This is a genomic window from Vibrio sp. ArtGut-C1 (assembly GCF_002105475.1).
GTDB classification, from domain to species: domain Bacteria; phylum Pseudomonadota; class Gammaproteobacteria; order Enterobacterales; family Vibrionaceae; genus Vibrio; species Vibrio diabolicus.
Genome location: NZ_NCTH01000034.1, coordinates 1 through 23,381, shown reverse-complemented (window position 1 = coordinate 23,381; position 23,381 = coordinate 1). Strand labels below are relative to the sequence as shown.

The 23,381-nt window shown below is 44.0% G+C and carries 21 protein-coding genes; 16 read left to right on the top strand and 5 right to left on the bottom strand.

Annotated elements, in window-relative coordinates:
- Nucleotides 1-68 precede the first annotated feature (68 nt).
- Nucleotides 69-974, bottom strand: coding sequence for a DUF808 domain-containing protein (locus tag B7360_RS21095; protein WP_046873771.1), 906 nt, complete (start codon nucleotides 972-974; stop codon nucleotides 69-71).
- A 172-nt stretch (nucleotides 975-1,146) separates the two neighbouring features.
- Here B7360_RS21095 and B7360_RS21090 point away from each other — a divergent pair, with 172 nt between their 5' ends.
- Nucleotides 1,147-2,064, top strand: coding sequence for a M14 family metallocarboxypeptidase (locus B7360_RS21090; protein ID WP_085344542.1), 918 nt, complete (start codon nucleotides 1,147-1,149; stop codon nucleotides 2,062-2,064).
- Here the strand turns inward: B7360_RS21090 and B7360_RS21085 are convergent.
- Complete coding sequence (locus tag B7360_RS21085) at nucleotides 2,059-2,847, bottom strand: helix-turn-helix domain-containing protein (protein WP_048625321.1); 789 nt, start codon at nucleotides 2,845-2,847, stop codon at nucleotides 2,059-2,061. The two genes, B7360_RS21090 and B7360_RS21085, sit on opposite strands and share 6 nt — an antisense overlap.
- A gap of 98 nt (nucleotides 2,848-2,945) precedes the next feature.
- Between B7360_RS21085 and B7360_RS21080 the strand changes: the two genes are divergently transcribed.
- From B7360_RS21080 to B7360_RS21070, 3 genes are all read left to right on the top strand, one after another.
- On the top strand, nucleotides 2,946-3,851 hold the full coding sequence (locus B7360_RS21080) for a DMT family transporter (protein ID WP_074189861.1): 906 nt from the start codon (nucleotides 2,946-2,948) through the stop codon (nucleotides 3,849-3,851).
- A 145-nt stretch (nucleotides 3,852-3,996) separates the two neighbouring features.
- Entirely contained in the window at nucleotides 3,997-4,482 is a 486-nt protein-coding gene (locus B7360_RS21075) for an acyl-CoA thioesterase (RefSeq protein ID WP_005392490.1), read from the top strand.
- 171 nt (nucleotides 4,483-4,653) lie between these two features.
- Nucleotides 4,654-4,899 carry a hypothetical protein gene (locus tag B7360_RS21070; protein WP_005375277.1) on the top strand — a complete coding sequence of 82 codons (246 nt, stop codon included), beginning with the start codon at nucleotides 4,654-4,656 and terminating at the stop codon, nucleotides 4,897-4,899.
- Between the two features lie 362 nt (nucleotides 4,900-5,261).
- Here the strand turns inward: B7360_RS21070 and malG are convergent, their stop codons facing one another.
- The 3 genes from malG to malE form a co-directional block, all read right to left on the bottom strand.
- Entirely contained in the window at nucleotides 5,262-6,152 is an 891-nt protein-coding gene (gene malG / locus B7360_RS21065; protein ID WP_005375275.1) for a maltose ABC transporter permease MalG, read from the bottom strand.
- Between the two features lie 12 nt (nucleotides 6,153-6,164).
- Complete coding sequence (gene malF, locus B7360_RS21060; protein WP_031780258.1) at nucleotides 6,165-7,739, bottom strand: maltose ABC transporter permease MalF; 1,575 nt, start codon at nucleotides 7,737-7,739, stop codon at nucleotides 6,165-6,167.
- Between the two features lie 79 nt (nucleotides 7,740-7,818).
- Entirely contained in the window at nucleotides 7,819-8,997 is a 1,179-nt protein-coding gene (gene malE, locus B7360_RS21055) for a maltose/maltodextrin ABC transporter substrate-binding protein MalE (RefSeq protein WP_005375272.1), read from the bottom strand.
- Nucleotides 8,998-9,669: 672 nt separating this feature from the next.
- Here malE and malK point away from each other — a divergent pair.
- From malK to B7360_RS20990, 12 genes are all read left to right on the top strand, one after another.
- Complete coding sequence (gene malK, locus B7360_RS21045; protein ID WP_005375271.1) at nucleotides 9,670-10,788, top strand: maltose/maltodextrin ABC transporter ATP-binding protein MalK; 1,119 nt, start codon at nucleotides 9,670-9,672, stop codon at nucleotides 10,786-10,788.
- Between the two features lie 424 nt (nucleotides 10,789-11,212).
- Entirely contained in the window at nucleotides 11,213-12,613 is a 1,401-nt protein-coding gene (locus B7360_RS21040; RefSeq protein ID WP_005392488.1) for an undecaprenyl-phosphate glucose phosphotransferase, read from the top strand.
- A gap of 10 nt (nucleotides 12,614-12,623) precedes the next feature.
- Nucleotides 12,624-13,829: an outer membrane beta-barrel protein gene (locus tag B7360_RS21035; RefSeq protein WP_085344541.1), complete on the top strand. Its 1,206-nt coding sequence runs from the start codon at nucleotides 12,624-12,626 to the stop codon at nucleotides 13,827-13,829.
- 12 nt (nucleotides 13,830-13,841) lie between these two features.
- Entirely contained in the window at nucleotides 13,842-14,375 is a 534-nt protein-coding gene (locus tag B7360_RS21030) for a polysaccharide biosynthesis/export family protein (RefSeq protein ID WP_048625325.1), read from the top strand.
- Nucleotides 14,376-14,390: 15 nt separating this feature from the next.
- Nucleotides 14,391-16,571 (top strand): polysaccharide biosynthesis tyrosine autokinase, encoded by a 2,181-nt coding sequence (locus B7360_RS21025; protein WP_173670007.1) that lies wholly within the window; start codon nucleotides 14,391-14,393, stop codon nucleotides 16,569-16,571.
- Complete coding sequence (locus B7360_RS21020; protein WP_048625326.1) at nucleotides 16,549-17,358, top strand: putative capsular polysaccharide synthesis family protein; 810 nt, start codon at nucleotides 16,549-16,551, stop codon at nucleotides 17,356-17,358. Before B7360_RS21025 ends, B7360_RS21020 begins: the two co-directional genes overlap by 23 nt.
- A gap of 2 nt (nucleotides 17,359-17,360) precedes the next feature.
- Nucleotides 17,361-18,413, top strand: a complete 1,053-nt coding sequence (locus tag B7360_RS21015; protein WP_085344539.1) for a glycosyltransferase — start codon at nucleotides 17,361-17,363, stop codon at nucleotides 18,411-18,413.
- Nucleotides 18,379-19,632 (top strand): O-antigen ligase, encoded by a 1,254-nt coding sequence (locus B7360_RS21010; RefSeq protein WP_085344538.1) that lies wholly within the window; start codon nucleotides 18,379-18,381, stop codon nucleotides 19,630-19,632. Before B7360_RS21015 ends, B7360_RS21010 begins: the two co-directional genes overlap by 35 nt.
- Nucleotides 19,633-19,647: 15 nt before the next feature.
- The gene (locus tag B7360_RS21005; protein ID WP_085344537.1) at nucleotides 19,648-20,481 is read left to right on the top strand and encodes a putative capsular polysaccharide synthesis family protein; all 834 of its coding nucleotides are present in this window, start codon (nucleotides 19,648-19,650) and stop codon (nucleotides 20,479-20,481) included.
- A complete protein-coding gene (locus B7360_RS21000; protein ID WP_085344536.1) occupies nucleotides 20,478-21,509 on the top strand; it encodes a glycosyltransferase family 4 protein in 1,032 nt (343 codons plus the stop codon). Before B7360_RS21005 ends, B7360_RS21000 begins: the two co-directional genes overlap by 4 nt.
- A gap of 8 nt (nucleotides 21,510-21,517) precedes the next feature.
- Nucleotides 21,518-22,825 carry an oligosaccharide flippase family protein gene (locus B7360_RS20995; RefSeq protein ID WP_085344535.1) on the top strand — a complete coding sequence of 436 codons (1,308 nt, stop codon included), beginning with the start codon at nucleotides 21,518-21,520 and terminating at the stop codon, nucleotides 22,823-22,825.
- A 2-nt stretch (nucleotides 22,826-22,827) separates the two neighbouring features.
- Nucleotides 22,828-23,226 carry a VanZ family protein gene (locus B7360_RS20990; RefSeq protein ID WP_074189855.1) on the top strand — a complete coding sequence of 133 codons (399 nt, stop codon included), beginning with the start codon at nucleotides 22,828-22,830 and terminating at the stop codon, nucleotides 23,224-23,226.
- Nucleotides 23,227-23,381: the final 155 nt, after the last annotated feature.

Genomic DNA, 23,381 nt, shown 5'->3' with positions numbered 1-23,381 from the left:
GGGTCATGCCTTTCTGTGAAAAGAAGTCATGACCCTTGTTGTTCTTTTCTTGTTTTGAGCTGTGATTATTAGTGGCCGCGAATTTTTTCTACAGCTGTCCACACAGCAACCACAATCAAACCCGCCACAAAACCGATAATACCGTTAAGCAAAATAGGCAGAATCGCTGTAGCAACCGAATGACCACTAAAGTTCATAATAATCGGCTCTACAAAGTGATGAATGGCAGGCACGTTGTGCACTACAATCCCCCCACCGACTAAAAACATCGCGGCAGTACCCACAATCGTTAACAACTTCATCAGCTTTGGGGCAAAAGCAACTAAAGCACTGCCGACTTTTGCCATCCAGCCCTTACCTTTTGAGCGAATTTCAAGGTAGAAGCCCAAGTCATCCAATTTCACGATGCCTGCTACTAAGCCATAAACACCAATGGTCATGATGACTGCAATTAAGCTCACCACTAAGATTTGCGTCACAAGGCTCGCCCCAGTCACGGTACCCAACGCAATCACAATGATTTCCGCTGAAAGAATAAAGTCCGTTCGAATCGCACCAGCAACTTTGCGTTTTTCATACTCTTCTATCGACTCGCCAGTATTAACTAACTCTTCTTTTTCTTCGTGCGGATGCGAGTGAGGGAACACTTTCTCAAGCACCTTTTCTGCCCCTTCAAAGCAGAGAAACAAGCCGCCAATTAGCAATAGTGGCATGATAAGCCATGGAATAATCGCGCTAATTAGCAATGCTGAAGGAACTAAAATCAATTTGTTTTTGAACGAGCCTTTCGCAACCGCCCAAACCACTGGAATTTCTCGCTCAGATGCAACACCAGACACTTGTTGAGCGTTTAACGCTAGGTCATCACCCAACACACCTGCGGTTTTCTTTGCCGCCATTTTCGACATTAAGGCGACATCGTCGAGTACCGTGGCAATATCATCCAACAGTGTGAGTAAACTTGCTCCAGCCATTTTTTGTCTCTTATATGAAATTGAGTAAGTAACAAAATGTAACACCAATAAATCACTCATCAAAGTGATGATTTTGCAAAGAATACTATGCCAAATGGTGTTTTATATTGCCGTTGAGATAAGACAGGTCTAGTCTTGTGATACCTTTCAGCAGTCAAAAGAAAAAGTATAGATGAAAAGTGGATACATTTACCCAATCGGTACCCCTGGCCAACCTTGGAGCGAAGAAGAACGTAAAGCTTGGTTAGCAACGCAAGAAGTAAAACGTAGCTACCAAGATGAAGTCGTCAGTAAAATCGATGCCCTACGCGAGCGTTTTGATGTTGAACAATACGGTGCGCTCTCATACAACGAGGCACGTTTCCCTCTGTTTTGTATCAAAACTCGCAACTGGGATTCAACGAAGCCTGTTGTTTTGGTCACAGGCGGCGTACACGGTTATGAAACCAGCGGTGTGCATGGCGCTTTAAAGTTTGTAGAAACAGAAGCAGAGCGCTACGCAGAGCATTTCAATATTGTCGTTGCACCTTGCGTGAGCCCTTGGGGTTACGAGGTGATCAACCGCTGGAATCCAAACGCGATAGATCCAAACCGCTCTTTCTATAAGGATAGCCCCGCCGAAGAATCCGCCAACCTCATGAAGCTCGTTGCGACATTAGGCGATGTATTAATGCACATTGATTTGCACGAGACGACAGACTCCGATGAAACAGAGTTCCGTCCTGCGCTTGCCGCTCGTGATGGCATTGAGTACATCGAGGGCATGATCCCAGACGGTTTTTACACAGTTGGAGATAGTGAAAACCCTCAACCCGAGTTTCAAAAAGCGGTGATTGAATCGGTTGCGAAAGTGACTCACATTGCACCTGCAGATGAAAATGGCGAAATCATTGGTTCACCAGTCGTACAGTTTGGCGTTATCAACTACCCAATGGTGAAGCTGGGTCTGTGTGGCGGCGTAACAAATTGCGTTTACGGCACGACAACGGAAGTGTACCCAGACAGCCCAACGGTGACCAACGAAGAGTGCAACGATGCGCAAGTTGCAGCCGTGGTCGGTGGTCTGAATTACGTTCTGGCTCAGTTATAATAAGCGGTTCTTATATTGCTCCGGTGTCATGCCGGAGTATTTCTTGAACATCGCGATAAAAGGGCTAGCTTGGTTATAACCTAACGTCAACGCGACTTCCTTTACGGTCTGCCCTTTACGCAGCAACTCCATAGAATGTAAATATCGCACACGTAAACGCCACTCAGTAAAGCTCATGCCCAACTCACTCTGACAGTGTCTCGCCAACGTGCGTTCTGTGGTATGCACTTTTTCCGCCCACTCCGCCAAACTGATCTCATCCGTCGGCGATTCTTCTACTGCTTTTAAGATCGGTTCAAGATACTTGTTATCGGTCGTTGGTAAAAAGTGGTGTTCCACTTCTTGCTTTGCGAGCTGGTCCAATAACACCTGGACCAAGCGCTTGTCTTCATCACTTTGCGCCACGTTAATGTCTCGTTGGCGAAAGTCCTCAATAATGGACGACACGATTGGAGTCACTTTGATCAGACTCGTTTTGGTAGGAAAGTGCGCCGTCAATTCAGGGGCAATGTTCAAAGAACAATATTCGATAGGTTTACGGTTGTAACTGGTATGACGGATTCCAGCAGGAACCCAAATTGCAAGATGCGGAGGCGCTAGAAATCTTGTATCTTCTGCATCCATCTCTAGGATCCCACCGCTGATCAGCTGCACTTGCCCCCAAGGATGGCTATGAATTCGCGTTTCTGTATTAGAGAGAAAGGCTTCAAAATTCATAAATACATCCGATGGTGCGCGGTCGATTGATAATGAGGGATGAAGATTTCTGGCGCTCTTTTTCAAAATTGTCTTCCTATCGCTTACGATGTCTTTTAAGAGATACTTTTTATTATAAAGACCTGCCAGACTAGCGCCATCAATAATTGTGCTATAGGGTTCTCATGATTTATTTACTTCCGTTTTTCACCGTTATGATTTGGGGTGGTAACTCAATTGTGAATAAGATGGCAGCAAGCGCCATTGAACCAAGTGCGATGAGTTTCTACCGTTGGTTTGTCGCAATGGTACTTCTAACTCCATTTTGTCTGCCTGCGATCATCAAACAACGACACATTATTCGACCTTACTTAACTAAGCTGGCATTTCTTGCGTTACTTGGCATGGTGCTCAACCAATCACTTGGCTACTACGCTGGTTTAACGACAACGGCTTCCAACATGGCACTGATTACCTCTTTGGTTCCTTTGATCAGTGTGTTTTTAAGTGTTCCTCTGTTAGGCAAGTCTGTATCAATGTTAAGTATCGTCGGTGGTGTGATTTCGCTCGGCGGCTTGGCGTTTATGCTTGGTCATGGTGATATCACCTACTTTTTACATCAAGACATGACCCAAGGTGATAGCCTTATGCTGATTGCAGCCATGGTATACGCGGCTTATTGCGTGCTGCTAAAACGCTGGAAGATGCCTTTCAGTAGTTTGACTCTGGTTTACATGCAAGGCTTCTTCTCGGTTGTGATGCTTACACCACTTTGGCTCTCTAGTGAACAACTGTTACCAAGCCAAGACGCGCTACCATTAATCGCCTATGCTGGCATTGCGGCTTCCATTTTTGCGCCGTTAATGTGGGTGAAAGCGATCGATTCAATTGGCGCTGATTCAAGTGCCATGTTCATGAACTTAATGCCCGTGGTTTCTGTCGTACTTGCTTCAACGTTGATTGGTGAGAAAATTTACGCTTACCACATTATTGGTGGGCTGTTAGTCATCTCTGGCGTTATCCTGTCGCAAATAAAAATACGACACAGAAAGCCATTGCCCAATTCTGAGATTGCCTCCACCGCCAATTAATCCCAGTTCCCCAAGCCACAGAACTACGCTGTGGCTTTTTGTTTTCAGCGTTCGAATAAAAGTTAATATTTTGTTTCATTCTCTATTCCCGAAAATTCATCTTGCTGCTAAATTGGGAAAACAATAACCCATCAAGGAAAGACAGATGAGCAGTGGTCAAAGAGACATTACCCTTCGCTTTTTAGCAGAACCCAGTGACGTCAATTTCGGCGGAAAAGTGCACGGCGGCGCCGTAATGAAATGGATCGACTTAGCAGCCTACGCCTGCTCTGCAGCGTGGAGTGGCAAGTATTGCATTACTGCATACGCAGGTGGTATTCGTTTTGTTGCGCCGATTCATGTCGGCAACTTAGTCGAAGTTAGCGCGAAAGTCATTTATACCGGACGAAGCTCAATGCACATCGCGATTGACGTGCAAGCCAGTGACCCAAAGCAAATGAAAAACAGACTCACCACCCACTGTATCGTTATTATGGTTGCTGTGGATGAAAACGGAAAACCAACCGACGTACCGAAATGGGTTCCAGAATCTGATGAAGATAAAGCCTTGGAACAATCCGCTATCCGCCTTATGAACATGCGCAAAGAAATCGGGGAAGAGATGGAAGCGCACGTAAAGTATCTCAAGTAACCTACATCCGTTAAGAACGCTATTGACTACCTCAACGTTACTTATAACCAGAGTGTGGAGCAACATCATGGTTTTGCCATTTGCTTCACACTCGGCCTCCTCTGTCATAAATCCTTCACCTAGCTTTGCTTAAATCCTTCCACTATTTTGGAGTTGGATAGAGTTTGGATCTTGAGACTAAAAGAAACGACCTTAAGTGAAGAGACGTTGACCAATTTAAAAGCGGTCGAGTACCAGTGGGTAAGAACCATGTACGTCGAGGGGTATAACGAAACAGAAATTAACCATTACATTCAAACCTGCTTTGGCGGTGATGTCACCTTTGCAAATTTATTTCGTCGCGTCGCACTACAGCAAGAAAGCTTATACACGCTGCTTCAATACGTTGGATGTGCCCCCTCCAGTCGAGAGTTTTAATCCTTACCTACCTCAATTTTACTGATACCTGAACTCAGGTTATTTATGTGAAGTGCTACGCAGGGCATTCTCCTAGCCCTGTGTAATCCATTGCAAAGCAGCTAATCTTTATCCGCTTATTGAACAACTGTATTTAACAGGTATAAAAAAACCTGAGTCAAAACTCAGGTTATGGTTACAAAAACTGTTAGTGATTGAATCGTAAGGAACTAAGCTAACAGCCAGCTATGCGTAACGCCAATAAAAGCCAAGATATTACTGATCGGCGGCCAAACCAAAATTGTAATATCCGTGCTACGTATAAGGGCGACCATGTGGTCGCCCTTTTCTAGTTATTCTTATCAATCTCAGACCACAAGAGATTATCCTTTCACACCACCAGCGGTTAGACCACCAACCAACCAGCGTTGAGCAAGTAAGAATACGGCAGTGATTGGCACTGCTGAAAGTACAGCAGCTGCTGCAAAGTCACCCCACAAGTAGTTTTGTGGATATAGGTATTGCTGCATACCCACTGCAAGTGTGTACGAGTCTACATCAGAAAGTAGTAGTGATGCTACAGGAACTTCACCAATTACCATGATGAACGACAAGATGAATACTACCGCTAGGATTGGCACAGACAATGGAAGCAATACCAAACGGAATGCTTGCCATGGTGTCGCACCATCCAGTGCCGCCGCTTCTTCTAACGAAGAGTCAATACTTTCGAAGTAGCCTTTAATCGTCCAAACGTGCAGTGCGATGCCCCCTAAGTAAGCGAATATCAGACCGCCGTGCGTGTTGAGACCAAGGAATGGGATGTACTGACCCAACTTGTCGAACAACGCGTATAGGGCAACCAATGCCAATACCGCAGGGAACATTTGGAAGATCATCATCGCTTTTAGGATAGTGTTCTTACCTTTGAACTTCATACGAGCAAACGCATAAGCTGATGTGGTTGATAGCGCCACGATTAGGATTGCAGAAATACCACCCACTTTTACTGAGTTCCACAGCCATGTCATGACTGGGAATGGTGGCGGTGTAACTGTACCGTCTGGGTTAGTCACCGAGAAACCTAATGCCAATTTCCAGTGATCAAGCGTTGGGTTGTCTGGGATCAGGCTACCCGTTGCAAAGTTACCTTCACGGAATGAAATCGCGATGATCATCAGTAAAGGGAAAATAATCAGTGCCAAGAATGCCCACATCGCAATATGAGTAGCCCAAACACGATACTTTAATGACTTACCTTGTACCATTGCCATTGTAATCTCTCCTTAGTCCTGAGCTACTTTAGTTACGCGTAGGTTGATAAGTGCCAATGCGCCAACCAATAGGAAGATAAGTGTTGCTACTGCACTTGCTAGACCGAAGTCTTGACCGCCCGCACCTTCGAATGCGATTCGGTAGGTGTAACTTACCAATAGGTCTGTGTAACCCGCAGGTTCTGACGTACCAATCATGTTTGGACCACCGCCAGTCAACAACTGGATAAGCACGAAGTTGTTGAAGTTGAAGGCAAAGCTCGCAATCAACAGTGGTGTTAACGGCTTCAACATCATTGGTAGCGTGATACGAGTAAAGTTAGTAATAAAGTTCGCACCATCAATTGCTGACGCTTCATATAAATCATCAGGAATCGCTTTTAGTAGACCCATACATAGAATCATCATGTAAGGGAAACCAAGCCACGTGTTCACAATCAGAATCATGGTTTTCGCCATGAATGGGTCTGAGAACCAAGCTGGGCTAATACCGAACAAACCTTCCAGAAGCATGTTGATCTCACCAAAGCTTTGGTTAAACAAACCTTTAAAGATCAAGATAGAAATAAACGCCGGTACCGCATAAGGCAGAATCAGTAAGAGTCGGTAAACCGAGCGGCCTTTTAATGCTTCCCACTGAACAACACTTGCTAGAACAAGACCAATTACAAGCGTAAATAGTACGGTGAGTGCCGAGAACACAATCGTCCAGATAAAGATACTGATAAACGGCTCTTTGATGCCATCATCTTTCCACACACGCTCAAAGTTGTGCGTGCCAATATTCACCACAAAGCCAGGAGACACTGTGCTACCAACAAACTGACCATTTTCATCGACAGGTTGGTAGTAACCTACTTCCATATTTGGACGTAACGTCTCTTCAGTACGGTTGTTGTAAAGCGTTTCGCCGTCTTCTTGCAGCGTGTACAAAGGCACAACTGCCGCAAATTTGCGTAACCCGCTCATGCGGATGTCTTCACCGCTCGGCAGATGCAAATCAACACTACTCAACGTATTACGGCTCTTAACAATCGTCTTGATTGATTCTTTCTCGCCCGTAGCTTCTTCAATTGGCGACAGGTCAAGATCCGATGCTGAAAGGCTATCTAGTTGAAAAGTGGGCGTAGCAAGTAGCTCACCATCTTTTTCAACCACAAGCTGATGTCCTTGATCCGTTTTATATAAAGTGAACGGGTAGCTATCACCACTTTGATAAGTTCTGTCCAAAAGTACGCTCTGCGCACGATCAAAAGAGAGTTGGTTTTTCGCGCTGTAGTTGGTAAACGCCAAACCTATGGTGTACGCCAGAGGGAAAAGAATGAAAAGGATCATCCCTGCGATACCAGGGTAGATGTAACGATGTGCGTACGTCTTTTTACTACCAAAGATGAACAACGCTAAAGCGGTAAGAATGATCGTAAGTAGTGCAAACGCAATCTCACCGCGTGAATACATAAGGATTGTTGCGTAGCCATTGATAATGCCGACTGTGCCTAAAAGTGACCATTTCATGAACACTTTTTTGCTGCTCGGAAGGCTGGCTTCTGGTGCTGTCATAGCATTTGTACCTTGAACTGACTGCATAGGGAACCTGCTAGCGAATATAGAATAAATATAGAAAAGTAAGGAGGAGTTGCCTCCTCCTTAAAAAGGTCTTACTTAATTATTTAGTCATTTGTTTTTCTGCGTCTGCCAATGCTGCATCGACAGTTTGACGACCATCAACTACGTTGATGATTGCGTTCTTAGCCGCGCCCCAGAATGCGTTCATTTGAGGAATGTTTGGCATAATTTCGCCGTTCATCGCGTTGTCCATTGTCGCAGCGATACGAGTATCTGAATCTAGTTCACGTTGGAACGAGTTAAGCGCTACCGCACCTAGAGGCTTATCGTTGTTAACCATACGTAGGCCGTCGTTTGTTAGTAGGTAGTTCTCAATGAACTCAACCGCTAGGTCTTTGTTTGGAGACGCAGTGCTGATACCAGCCGTTAGAACACCAACGAATGGCTTAGAAGATTGACCTTGGAACTTAGGTAGCGTAGTCACGCCGTAGTTAACGCCAGACTTCTCGATGTTGCCCCAAGACCATGGACCGTTGATCGTCATCGCTGTCTTGCCTTGGTTGAATGCAGATTCAGATACTGAGTAGTCCATATCTGCAGAGATTACGCCTTTGTCTACCAAGCCTTTTACGAAGCTCATTGCGTCTTTAACGCCTTCTTTCGCGATACCAGCGTCTTTAACATCGTAACCTTCAGAAGTGTATTTGAACGCGTAGCCGCCATCAGCAGCCATTAGTGGCCAAGTGAAGTACGGTTCTTTTAGGTTCCACATGATTGCAGACTTGCCGTCTTTTTTAAGTTTTGCATCTAGCGCTGCAACTTCTTCCCAAGACTTCGGTGGGTTTGGAACTAGGTCTTTGTTGTAGATTAGAGATAGAGACTCAACCGCAACTGGGTAGCCGATCAATTTACCGTCGTAACGTACAGCATCCCAAGCGAAATCAACAATACCTTCTTGAATGTTCTTAGAAGGTTTAATTTCTGCTAGCAGGCCAGCTTCTGCGTAACCACCGAAACGGTCGTGAGCCCAGAATACGATGTCAGGACCGTCACCAGTCGCTGCAGTTTGAGGGAATTTGTCTTGAAGGCCATCTGGGTGAGCCACTGTCACTTTAATGCCAGTGTCTTCTTCGAATTTTTTACCAACTTCAGCAAGGCCGTTGTAACCTTTGTCGCCGTTGATCCAGATAGTAAGTTGTCCTTCTTCGATGGCAGCATTAGCACCAAAAGAACCCAAAGCAACAAGAGTACCTAGTGCTACAGCGCTTAACTTTTTCATGTTCGTATCCTTTTTATATTTTTGATGTAGGGCTAGTCCATTGAGGTTCAGCCGTATTTCGACATATATCATCTGAAATAATCCAATATGTCTCATCCTCCTAATCCCTACGCCCTTACAATTATGACGTATTTTCGTGATCTAAATCGCCAAGGGTAAGAGACTCAAATCACAAAACGGATACTTCCTGTGATCGGTTTCAACTTTGGGTGGTGCAATAATGTGATTTCCGACCAACTGCTTTATTCCTCCTCCTTTTTTACTCCTCCCTACCTACTCCCCCTACAATTATTTCTATTAGGAGGATGTCGCACCTCGCACAATCTTACAAACTTCAGTCATCCAAGAGTGGATGGTAAGAACCCTTTCCCAGCAGTGCCTACGTATTAGGAAAAAGATTTGCTGGTTTTGCATTGCCAGACGAGTGGAATGTCATTATTGGTGTTGTTTGTGGTAATTATTTCACGGGGGAGACAACACGAATAATGTGGGGGAGAGAAACTCGTACTTGGCTATGATGGGTAGCACTTCTATTCAGGACATTTTATTGAAGTGCTACCCTACTTTTCTTACCAACCGCAATAACTTACCGATTCCTACTGTTACTGCTCGCTAGATAATTCATATAATGATGAGCGGTGAATAATAAAAAATTGATCGAGGACGAGCTACATGGCGAGTGTCACGTTAAAAAATGTTTGTAAAGCGTATGGCGACGTACTGATTTCTAAGAACGTAGACCTAACAATCAACGAAGGTGAATTTGTTGTTTTCGTAGGTCCATCAGGTTGTGGTAAATCTACCCTTTTACGTTGTATTGCCGGTCTTGAAGACATTACTTCAGGTGATTTGTATATTGGTGACCAGCGCATGAATGACGTCGAACCATCCAAACGTGGTGTTGGTATGGTATTCCAGTCTTACGCTCTTTACCCACACCTTAACTTATATGACAACATGTCATTTGGCTTAAAATTAGCAAAAGCAGACAAAGCAGAAATCGACAAACGTGTTGAACAGGCTGCAGAAATTCTACAACTGGGTCACTTACTTGAACGCCAACCAAAAGCGCTTTCAGGTGGTCAGCGTCAACGTGTGGCTATCGGTCGAACATTGGTATCGCAACCTAATGTATTCCTTCTAGATGAACCACTATCAAACTTGGATGCCGCACTGCGTGTAAACATGCGTGCGCAAATCACGAAGCTACAACGTCAACTTGGTTGTACCATGATCTACGTAACACACGATCAGGTGGAAGCAATGACAATGGCAGATAAAATCGTTGTACTAGACGGCGGTTATGTATCGCAAGTTGGTAAGCCACTTGAACTTTACCATTACCCACAAAACCGCTTTGTAGCAGGCTTTATCGGCTCTCCGAAAATGAACTTCATGAGCGTATTCATTGATGAAGTAGAAGCAGAGCGCGTCAAAGTTCAACTATCTAATGGCGTATCTTTCTGGATTCCAGTGGATGGCACAACTGTTAACCGTGGCGACCGCATGTCTTTAGGCATTCGCCCTGAGCACCTATTATCCGCTTCTGAAGCTGATGCAAGCATTCACGGTGAAGTGATGATTGTAGAGAAGCTAGGTAACGAAACTCAAGTATACCTAAACCTAGAAGGCGCAGACGCCGACGTTATTTTCCGTCAGCCTGACACGCTCGCAGTCGATACCGGCGATAAAATCGAGATTGGTATTCCAGCACACCGTTGTCACCTGTTCCACAGTGATGGTCGTGCATGCCGCCGCCTATACAAAGAAAACGGCGTAGAAGTCGAATAATTCATTCGTCCTTACTCACAAAAAATCCCTCTCACTTGAGAGGGATTTTTTTTATCCTAATAAATATAAGTAATTCGATACTAAATCATTAATCGTTAACCAATAAGATCACCCGTTTCTTCTACCTTCACATAAACCATTGTCTTTGTACTGATACTTCATTTTTAATACTTTTCCTCATCCCTCATGAGTAAGTACCAGCTTTTTCCTAACCCGCCAAACTTAGCCAAAGGTCTAAATTTCATTCTTATTTCCACTTACCTCAACAACGCAAATTTTTACACTTATCAACGAAATTACACGTGACAAAAAACTCAGAAGCATTCAACAGAATGCTCTGTTCACCAACTACTAATAACGCTCACGACACGGCAATTGGGGGAGACACCCAAGGGCGGTAGCGTGTAAGAAAGGAAACTGAGTCATGAAACAAAAAGGACTTATCCGCTCTCACGAGATGGAGTTCGCTTTTTTATATCGCATCTCAGATCTTGCTGTCATCGTCTCTTTTATGCTGCTTTTAGTGTTCAAAGACATGAATACTGCGATGGGGAAAGATTACGTCATACTGGCTTTTGTTGGAGGCATCTCCTTTCTATTTATGGCAGAAAGCGGCAACCTGTACCGCTCTTGGCGAACCAGTTCGTTTAAAGAGCAGATGATTATTGTCTGTGTGGCCTGGGCAGTAACTTCCGCGCTTATCTTTATTGTTCTGTATTTTTCGGAAGTCTATGACTTATTTGATAACACTATTCTGGCATTGTGGTTTGCGATTACGCCCGCTCTACTTTTGGCATGGCGAGTGACATTCCGTACCGGATTAGCCTATTTAAGAAAAAAAGGATTCAACACTCGTACTGCAATAATCATCGGCCAAACTCCTCACGGCATTACCCTTGCTAACGAAATTCAAAACCACACTGAACACGGTGTACTTTTTGATGGCTTTTACGATGAGCGTTCTTCCGACAGATTGCCAAATTCTGCTTACCCTATTAAAGGGGCAGTTGACCACGCTCTTGAGCGAGCCAAAAAAGGGGAAGTGGATTACGTCTATATCGCAATGCCAATGCACGCAAAAGAACGTATTGCATCGCTTCTTAACCAATTCTCAGACACCACCGCAAATACGTATCTGATTCCCGACTTCTTTACCTATAACCTTTTGCATTCTCGTTGGGCGCAAATCGGCCAAGTTCAAACGCTCAGCGTATTTGATACGCCATTTGCTGGAATTTCTTCCTGGGTAAAACGGTTTGAAGACATCTTGTTTTCGAGCATTATTTTAGCCTTGATCTCTCCAGTCCTGCTCACCATTGCGATTGGCATTAAGCTGACCTCTAAAGGTCCGGTCATTTTTAAACAGCATCGTTACGGCCTCGATGGACGCAAGATTGAAGTCTGGAAATTCCGTTCAATGACCACTATGGATCAAGGCCCTCACGTGAAACAGGCGACAAAGAACGACCCACGCATTACGCCTTTTGGTGGTTTTCTGCGTCGTACCTCTTTGGACGAACTACCTCAATTTATCAATGTACTGCAAGGGACCATGTCTATTGTTGGTCCACGCCCTCACGCCGTGGCGCACAATGAAGAGTATCGCCAGATTGTTGACCGCTACATGCTACGTCACAAAGTAAAACCAGGCATTACTGGCTGGGCGCAAATTAATGGCTATCGCGGCGAAACCGACACCTTAGAAAAAATGGAAAAGAGAGTCGAATTTGATTTGGATTACATCCACCACTGGTCGGTTTGGATGGACATCAAAATCATCTTCATGACCGTTTTCAAAGGGTTCACTGGTGCTAACGCTTACTAAGGTTGAGATTATGAAGAAACTGACAATGGCAATAGCATTGAGTCTGTTTTCAACTGGCTTACTCGCAGAACCGATGGCTTACCAAACCGAGTCTGGCATTGAGTTTATTCCCCTCGTAAGAACTTTCTACGAGGGCGATGACAACATCAACAAAGCGGAGGAATCCGGCAATGTAGAATCGGTCAATATTTGGGGTATAGAGCCAAGCTTATTAGCACGTATAGAAAGGAATCGCTATCGCGCAGATATTTTGTACAAGTTGAAAGCAGGTTTTTCATCCGATGACCGCAACGACTTCGACGATCATACCTTTCAGTTTTCCAACTTTTTTGAGTTCAATCATCGTCATCGTTTAGTGGTTGATTATCGTTTACGCACCCAGCATGAAATTAGAGGGGAAGACATTACCGAAGGTAATGGTAGCGCAATAGACTCACCAATAGAGTTCAACCGTAACGATATCAAAACCAATTATGTCTTTGGCTCTAACGGTGCAAAAGGCAGACTCGAATTCGGTTTAGGCTACAGTGATAAAACCTATCAAAACTACCGTGACGGCTTGCCTGGGCGCACAAACGCTAAAACAAAATACAACGATTTTCGAGCCCCCAATGCACACTTGGAATTCTATTTAAGGGCGACGCCAAGAACCTATTGGTTGGTTGGGACAAAACAAATAGTAACCGACTATCAGCACCGAAATTCTTCGCAACCATCCAAAGATAACAACACCAGTTTCTATTACACCGGTGCCGAATGGGAAGTCACAGGAAAAACAAAAGGCATCGCTCGACTCGGTTATCAAATCAAAGATTTTGACAGCGCTCACCGAGAGACATTTAAAGGCTTTAGTTGGGATATCGGCTTTGAATGGTTGCCTCAAGAACAAACTCTAGTCAGCGTGAAAACTACTCAAGCGGCAGTTAACCCAGATCAAGATGGCGATTACAACCTACAAACTCGTTATCGACTGAACCTCAAGCACGATTGGAATAGTTACCTTGCAACTCGCTTAGGTGCTATTTATCAACAAGATGACTATACGGGGATCACCAGAAACGACGATCGCTACACCCTATCTTTTGGTATCGATTATCAAATTAAACGCTGGGTACAGCTGCAAGCCGACTGGCAATACCAAGATAAAACCTCTAACCGACCAGGTTATAGCTTCGAACAGAACATTTGGACTTTAAGCGCACAGTTTTCTCTGTAACAAGGATTATTAATGAAGTCATTCATCACATTCATGAGCGTCGCGTTATTGCTATTTAGCACCTTGGTAAACGCTGACTCAAACGAAGAAGATTACTTACTCGACACGGGCGATACCATTTCCGTGCAGGTCTATGGTGAAGAAGATCTTACGATTAAAAATATTCTAATAACGTCAGATGGCTATTTTGATTACCCCTACCTTGGCCGAATCAAAGCAATCAAAAAAACACCGAAACAACTCAAGTACGAAATAGAAACGGGCTTAAAAGGCGATTATCTCATCAACCCAAAAGTGATGGTCACCATCAATAACTTTCGTCTGTTTTACGTCAATGGCGAAGTCAGGAAACCAGGTGGATTTGAATATCGACCAGGATTAACTATCGAAAAGGCCATCGCTTTAGCTGGTGGCTTGACCGACCGAGCCTCACGCAAAGGCATTAACCTCACCAAACATAAAACGGGTCAAACGATAGAGGGTGTCAGTATGCACCGCAACGTTGAGCCTGGTGACATTGTATTTATCGACCAGAGCTTCTTTTAAGTGACAGGGAATCAAATGAACGGGACTCATCCAAATAATCTCCAGATGAACAAAGTAGAACTGATTCGTTTTGGCCATCACTTCAAAGCGATTAAAAAGAATTGGCTAAGCATCGCAGCATTCACGCTTCTGTTCTCATTAACTTGTACTTGGTATATCTACTCCAAAGCATCGATATACCAAGCTACAGCTACGCTACTCATCCAAGAGGAACAAAAAAGCGCCCTTTCAATCGAGGAAGTATATGGCGTCGACACGACAAAAAAAGAGTACTTTCAAACGCAAATCGCCATTTTAAAATCGAATCATATCGCAGATAAGGTCATTAGAGAGCTGAACCTAACTCAACTACCGGAGTTCACACGCTCAGGTGGATTAAATCAAAAGATCGACCAAATAAAGTCGATCCCTTTTGTTCAAGACCTACTGAATGTGGCACCAAGCCCAAAAGAAACCGCCCAATTTTCAGAGTCCTATTATCAGGCACTTCAAGCTTTCAGAAGTAAACTCGATATTGAGCCAGTACGTAACACCCAATTAGTCAGAATTCGCTTTCGTTCTACCGATCCTAAGCTTGCAACGACAATCGCCAACGCGGTCGGCCAAGCCTACATTGACGCAAATTTTGAAGCCAAATTGGTCGTTACACAAAATGCGGCCACTTGGTTGACAAATAACTCACAAAAATTGGAGGAGCGATTACGTAACTCTGAGCAAGCGCTGCAAGAGTTCTTGTTAAAAGAAGGGTTGATCGATATAAACGGTATTGATGAAATTTACGCAAATGAGCTAGAAGAACTCACTCGCAAGCTAAATGTCGCTGTTAATAAGCGCATTGAAGCGCAGACGTTAATCCAACTGTTAAGACGTAAATCTTCACAAAGTTTAGACAGCTTGCTGTCAATTGATGAATTCGCTAATCAAGCGCAGATCCGCGACCTCAAATTATCGGAAGCCCAGGCAGCCAAAAATCTCTCTGAGCTGGCACAGCGCTACGGCCCCAAGCATGACCGAATGATTCAGGCGAAAGCGCAGCTTGCTGAAATTCAATCTAGAACCCAGCAACTCATTCGTGACATTTCCTTCAGTAAGCAACAAGACCTTCTTGCTGCAAAGGCTCAAGAGGACATGCTTCGAGCAGAACTCGATCACAAAAAGTCGGACTTCCAATCGTTAGGGTCACAAAAAGCGCGTTACGAACAGTTAAAACGCGAGGTTGAATCCAATAAGGCACTCTATGAAGCGTTCTTAAATCGTGAGAAAGAGACCAACGCCACCAGCGACTACAAGAATGTCACCGCTCGCTTTACTGACAAAGCCATCATTCCTCTATTCCCGGTGGCACCACAACGAATCAAACTGGTACTGATTGCCACCTTTTTTGGCTTTGCCATTGCTTGTGCGCTGGTCATCATCTTAGAAACGATGCGAGAAGTTATCCGAAGCACAGCCGATGTGCAGGAAAAACTTGGTGTTACGTGTTTAGGCGTGATTCCGATGGTCAAAAAACGCAATTTGCGTAAAAACGGCGTCAGTTATACCGCGTATTTAGATGATGAAGAAAAGCTATTTAGTGAAGCTTGTCGCTCCGTCAGAACCTCGCTTCTGCTCAGATTAACCAACACTAAGCAAAAGATATTGCCCTTTACTTCTGCCATTCCAGAAGAAGGAAAAACATCGACCAGTATTAATATGGCGGTGTCGTTTTCAAAAATGGAAAAGGTATTGATCATCGACTGCGATTTACGCCGACCTTCCATCGCAAAACGGTTTGGTATTGCTGAATCAAGCCCAGGCTTAACGCATATCCTGACTATGGATACGCCAATCAAAGATTGTGTTACACATATAGAAGAAGCCAACTTAGATGTATTATCGGCAGGCCTAATTCCGCCAAACCCACAGGAACTGCTAGCTTCTGATCGCTTTAAAAAGTTGCTCGAACATTTTCAAAATAAGTATGACCGGATCATTATCGATACACCGCCCCTACTGTCAGTGAGTGATGCACTTATTCTTGGTCAGTATGCCAATGGTCTGATTACCGTCATTCGCTCAGAATCGACAAAATCATCACTGGTTAACCTTGCGTTATCTAAACAAATACAACACTCAGTTCCATCTCTTGGCGTCTTAATCACACAAGCCAAGACTAAGGAAGGAGAAACGCTTTATGTCCAGAAATACGCCTACTAACTCAAACGCATCTTGGTACCAAACGTTGAAAAGCCAAGAACAACCGGTATTGATCTATCAAATGGGCAAAGTAGGTTCGAGTGCATTAGAGCATTCCATTCCTAACTCGGTTCACTTGCACGATCTCATGACTGTCGATGCGAAAAAACAGATATCCCCTGTCAGAGCGCAATTGCATAAACCTCAGATCAACGCGTTAAAGCGACGACTAAAGCGCATAGCGATGAGCCGTATGTTAAGGCGCAAGAAAAAAGTTCGAATTATCTCACTGGTGCGTGAACCGATCGGACGAAATGTTTCAATGTTCTTTCAAGCACTTCCGTTTTGGATGGCGGACAAATACCTAAAAGATGATAGCGCAATCCGTACTGAACGCCCGCAGTTACTCCAAGAGGCATTTGATAAGCACATGAATCATCAATATGCGCTGCAGTGGTTTGACAACGAAATCAAACAACTAACAGGGATTGATGTGTTTAACGAACCTTTTAATCACGAAGTAGGCTATCAAACATACCACAACAACAACTTCTCACTGTTGGTCATTCGAAGTGACAAGCTAGCGAAGGCTAACTCCGCAGTTGAAGACTTTTTAGGTTACCCCGTGGATGTCGTTTATGAAAATCAGTCAGACAACAAATGGTACTCGCCACTAATGAAAGAATTCAAAACGCAATTTCAACCTACACCCGAGTACGTTGAAGAAATGCTGAATTCTAAATTGACGAAGCACTTTTTCTCAAATGCAGAAATCACCGACCTTAAACAGCAATATCTGACCAATTAATCATGAAAACCAAGATTCTACATATTATTAATGATCTTTCTCAGAACGGCGGTGCTCAGAAGTTCTTAGTCGACCTTGTTTTAGAACATAAGCCTGAATACGAAATCAAAATTTTGGTCTTATGTGATGAAAATGATTACTTACCAACGCTATCCGCCCAAGGGATAGAGTGTTTTAACTGGCGCACTTTGTCATTGAGTGAGAAATACTGTTTGCTACGTTGGCCGCATGTCGTTCACGGGCACCTCTACCCTTCCATTTATCTAGCGCTATTGGCGGTAGGTAAAAAACGAATTCAGACTGAGCACTGCTCTTACAACCGTCGACGTGACTATCCGTTGTTTAAGTTCATGGAATATGTCTTGTATTGGGGCCACGACTTGACGGTCAGTATTAGTGAAAAAGTACAAGATGAACTGGTGAAGTTCATGCCTCGCTACCAACATAAATATCACGTGGTGCACAATGGCGTTGATTTAAAAAGGTTTCCTATGATGCCGAAGTGCTCCAGCCACCTAATCGACAAACCAGTTATCAAGATTGGAATGGTGGGCCGACTTCATCAACATAAAGATCATGAAACGCTTATCCAAGCACTTGTCCATTTACCGAGACGATTCGAGCTCCATCTTGCTGGAGATGGCGAAAAAAAATCGTCACTGCAAGCGTTGGCAACAAAGCTCAACGTCACGCAACGTGTTCACTTTCATGGGGTAGTTTCTGATGTTCCAGCGTTTTTGAACGACATGGACATTTACGTGCAATCATCGCATGTCGAAGGCTTTGGCTTGGCGGCGGTTGAGGCCATGGCAGCAGGCTTACCCGTATTATCATCGGACGTACCCGGTTTGGATGACGTCACCGGACGTGCCGAATATTTATTTCAGGTTGGTAACTCAAATGAGCTGAGCCAGAAAGTGCTCCAGCTGTGTGAAAGTGTTGAGCGGTATGACGCTGCAAGTCAATACTCAGTCAATAGGGCCTCTCTCTACACCATCGATAAATTTCGTGAAGGTTACTATGGAATCTACCAGCAGCTTTGCACCAACAAATAGCTCCGCGCCATCGAGCCATCGAGCCTCATTGCTTGCAGCATGCCTATTAGCATTGTTCTTTATTCCTATGAAGTTTCGTGCTGGAGGAATAGCACTAGCACCATCAGACATCCTAAGTCTTTTGTCCATTGGTTTTACTGCATTAGTGGTATTGGAAGGAAAAGCTGAAAAACTCATGCATCCCTGTATGGGGTTCCTTGTACTGTTCACTGGATATGTGTTCTTAAATGGCCTGCTAAATCGCGTCCCCTTAATGCCGCTAGTTATAGAAACCGTACAATGGCTGGCGATTCTCTGCTTGCTTAGCCTAATGTACGCCTATGGCGTGTTTGATGATGAATGGGTAATGGTTTATTTCACTTATCTGCTGTTTTTCATCTGTACGCTCGTTGCCTTATGGCACTTTGCTCAGGGATATCAAAGCGGGTTTAAGTTACTCGGGGTAAGTAAATACGGGTTCGGTGTACTTTGCTCACTACTGTACCTTTATCGGGATAAAATTCGCGCTTTCCACCTTTTGATGCTCGTTGCTTTGGTATTACTGGTGTTGTCGCAAGAAAGAAAAGCACTACTTGGTTTTTGTCTGCTTTTCTTCTTTGACCAGCTGCTCGTAAAAAACCTGATGAGAAAATCGCTTAATGAAACGTACACGTGGACGATTTTATTGGCCTTAAGCTTTATGGTGTTCACTGCCGTCGCAACTACACTCTACGTTGGGTTTGAAACGCTAGCGGACACATTAGAAATAACCCAAGAAGACGTCTTATTTGCCAACCAAAGTGAAGCTCGATGGGTGTCGAACCTTCATAGAAAACTCTTACTTGCCAATGGGTTAGACATTTTACTTCAACACCCTATTTTAGGTGTCGGCGCGAAGATGCTGCCCAACTTTATGATCAGTTACTTTAACTATGATGAGCTGGCGATCTACACCCACAACTTTGTGTTAGATACCGCAATTGAATACGGGTTGCTCGGTATCGCCCTATTATTTGGTGGTTATTTTCTTTTTATTCGCTTTTGCTTCCGTAGTCTCAATGACAACAGAAAAAGCCTCTTACTCGCGATATACGCCCTCATCATGGTGTTCTTCGTTGCGGTAAATACCACCATCATTTTAATACTCTTATTACCCGTCATGATAAGCATGAGCCGCGAGTCAACGGTCAACACCATTGCTCATACTTTTCCGGTAAACCATCACCACGAATTTGAATAATCAAGGATAGGATAGATGAAGTATTCAATCTCTCGACAATTTGAAAAGAACCGAGAACTCCAAGCTGGCAATTTTGTTTTAGTTTACCAAATGGGCAAAGTTGGCTCATCGTCAATTGAGCACACACTGGGAGAAAGAAATATCCCAAGCTATCACATCCACACCTTTGATGATCACGAAGAATTTCACATGTATCACAATAAAAAAGACGTGAGTAAATTTTTCGATTTCAAAAACCGTGCGCTCTATCGCTTAGTGCTCAAGCAACGAAAACGTATCTTACAAAAACGCGAACAGATCAAAATCGTCACACTGGTCCGTGATCCAATCGCAACTGTCTTTTCTCGTTTCTTTCAAGACCTCCATTTGCAATTTATCGAAGGCAAAAAGAATGATGCAATTCACCGAGATATGGCAGTCACGTATCAGCACCTCGAACATTGTTTCGATAACTATATCAATCTCAACTATTTTGCGGACTGGTTCGACAACGAGTTAAAACGTAACTTCAATATCGATGTGATGCGTCAAGAACTGGACAACACTCAACCTTTCTTCACATTCAAGAACGAGCAAGCCAACGTCATGCTAATCAAATGCGAAAAGCTCAGCTCTCTCGATAAAGAAATTGGTGAGTTTCTCGGGCTGCAAGACTTCGTGCTGAAAAACAGCAATGAAGCGAAAAACAAGTGGTACTCCAATATCCACCAGCACTTTAAGCATCACTACGACTTTTCAAAGCTGTTCTATATGTACGATCTTCCCTTATATCGCCACGTTTATTCAGAACAAGAACGTGATGCTTTCAAGCATAAATGGATGCAGACACCAGGAACAAAATCATCATGAAAAAAGTGCTCCATATTACAGAAGCCTTCGGAGGTGGCGTTCAAACCGCCCTCTATAGTTATGCTCACTCCTCTCGAGATGAGCCTTATCAACATTTCTTGCTAGCCAGAGCTCGAGAAAACGACTTAACCAATGAGAACAACCATCATATTTTCACACAGACCAAATGGGTGGAAGGCGGCTTACTTCAATTTGTTCGCGATGCAAACCACATGATTGCATCACTTGCGCCTGACGTTGTGCATTTGCACTCGAGTAAAGCGGGCTTTCTCGGGCGATTTCTAAAACTTGGCAAGGCGCGCTTGGTTTACACTCCGCACTGTTATGCTTTCGAACGTGAAGATATCTCCGAATTCGCGCGCCAGCTCTATAAAGCGCTAGAGAAAGTAAAACTAAGCAAAATTGATGTGGTGGCAGGCTGTAGCCAACGAGAATGTGACCTAGCCATTAGCATTGGTGCGAAACGTGCCGAGCTGCTCAACAACTACGTGTCTTATCAAAGTGAAGAGCGTTTAGGGCGAAACAGACAAGAAGCGCTGCGACTTGTTGTGCTTGGTCGTGTTGCGCCCCAAAAGGATCCACAATTTCTCATCGACACATTGCAACACCTTAATCGATATGCGCTTAACCGCCCATTAGATATCACTTGGATAGGTGGCGGTGACTACACACTTGAACAAAAATTGCGTACAGAAAATGTGGATGTGACTGGCATGTTGCCTCGTGATGAGGTGGTTAAAAAGCTCAAGGGTTCAGACCTTTACTTACATACTGCAGCATGGGAAGGGATGCCGTTAACTATTCTAGAAGCAGCCAAATTACATCTTCCTATGGTAATTCGAACTATCGGCGCGACCAAAGATCTCAACTACCCATTTTTAGCGCTAACACCTGAAGAAATGGCCAAGCAGATCGCGCACTGTGTCAATCATTATGATGAAATTGATTTTTGCCAATATACAACAGCGTTAAACGACGCCTTCAGTGAAGAAAAACAGCGCCTCGCACTCAATAATATTTACGGTTAAATACCTCTATGTTTCACACTATTCAACAAAAATTACTGTTGATGCCCAGCGGTAAAAAAAGCTTGCTATCTACTGGATTGAAAACCGCAATCACGCGTGTGTTGAGTGCGCTATTTGCTTTTTTACTGACACTGATTGTATCGAAGGCCAGTGACGCTTCGACTTCCGGTCAATTTTTCTTTTTATTCAACCTAGTCTCACTACTCGCGATCGTTTCTCAGCTAGGTTTTGATGTCTCATTAGTTCGCTACAATGCGATCGCCTTTAACAACAAAGAGACACTTCAACAAAGCCACAACTATAAAACTGCACTTTATCGAAGTATGGCGTTTTGCTTGCTAGCCATTGCCGTTTTGTTGGTAGGATTTAATCTGTTTCCTGAACAGCTAAATCAGACCCAATCGCCAATGCATGCGATTACTTTAGGCTTGTTCTGCATACCGTTTTTGGTGCTTGCACAGACCAACAGTCGTGTGCTTCAAGCATGTAGAAAGGTCGTGTCATCACTGTTTGCTTTACAGCTTGGCGTGAGTATGTTGATGGTCTTTTTTGTCTTTGGCTTGGACTATATCGGTCAGCAAAATATCAACAATCTGATGACCGCACTGCTTCTGGCGAGTATGAGCGTCGCGGTAATATCCAGTGTTAATTGGCTAAGTTCAGGTCAGTATCAGACATCGGCTTTAGTACCAAACAAAAAAATGGTCGCTTCTGCCAAGCAAGTCTGGATTGGCAGTATCTTCACGAACGTTCTTCAATGGGGAAGCCTTGTCATTGCGGGCTTTTTTATCTCAACAGCGGAACTCGGTTTATTAGCTGCAGCTCAACGTACATCACTACTGATTGGCTTTGTGCTGATTACCATTAACTTTGTGGTCGCCCCTATGTTTGCCTCTCTCTACAAAGAACGCCAAATGATCAAACTGCAAAGCCTGAGCCGTTTAGCTTGCCGAGCCAACGTTGGTTTGGCCATTGTGCCCGTGATTATTTGCACTCTATTCCCAGAGTTTGTGATGCGGTTTTTTGGTGAAGAGTTTCTTGCTGCTGCGCCACTGTTAGTCGTCCTGTCTTTAGGGCAGTTAGTCAATGTTGCGACTGGCTCTGTAGGGTTTTTATTACTCATGAGCGGTCACGAAAGAACCATGAAATACATTACAATTTCCTCCGGCACAATCTCTATCTGCTTGCTCATTGCGCTTTGCCAAACGTTCGGTGTTATTGGTGCAGCATGGGCGATGGCAATTGGCATGGCAATCCAGAATCTGGCAGCGCTGTACTTTGTAAAACGTTACTTAGGCTTCTTTCCAATAGGTTAATTATGGTTTCAATACTGACACGGATGAGTTTTGTTTTCGTTCTGGTGCTTACGGCTTCACTCTCTTTATGGAAAAGCTCTGACTTACACCATGCCACTTACCTGCAAATGGAAACCTACTTAGGTGGATCGAGTACGCTTCACTTTACCTTCAGTTTATTGATCGGCTTTTTATCGGTCTTCACCTTCCCCTCTTTGGTAAGCTCAAGTAAAGCCGACGTCTTTGGCATCCGCCTTTTGCTACTGCTGTTGGCTATCGTTTCAATGGAAGAAATAAGCCAACTTTTTATTCCAAGTCGCTCATTTAGTTTTGATGATCTCAGTACCAACTGGATAGGCATTATCTCGGGTTACTTTAGTGCCAAGTTGATTCGCGTCCTGCGCACTCGCTCGTTCTCTTGAAATAAGCACCTCAAGGTTATTTGGGTATATAATTACGCCAAACAATCAGACTAACGAGTACTGTAGTGGCATAGTGAATTTGGCCACCTGATTAAGAGGTGATGTATGATCATCTCGATACTAAAACAGGTGACATTATGACTAAGCGTGAAAGA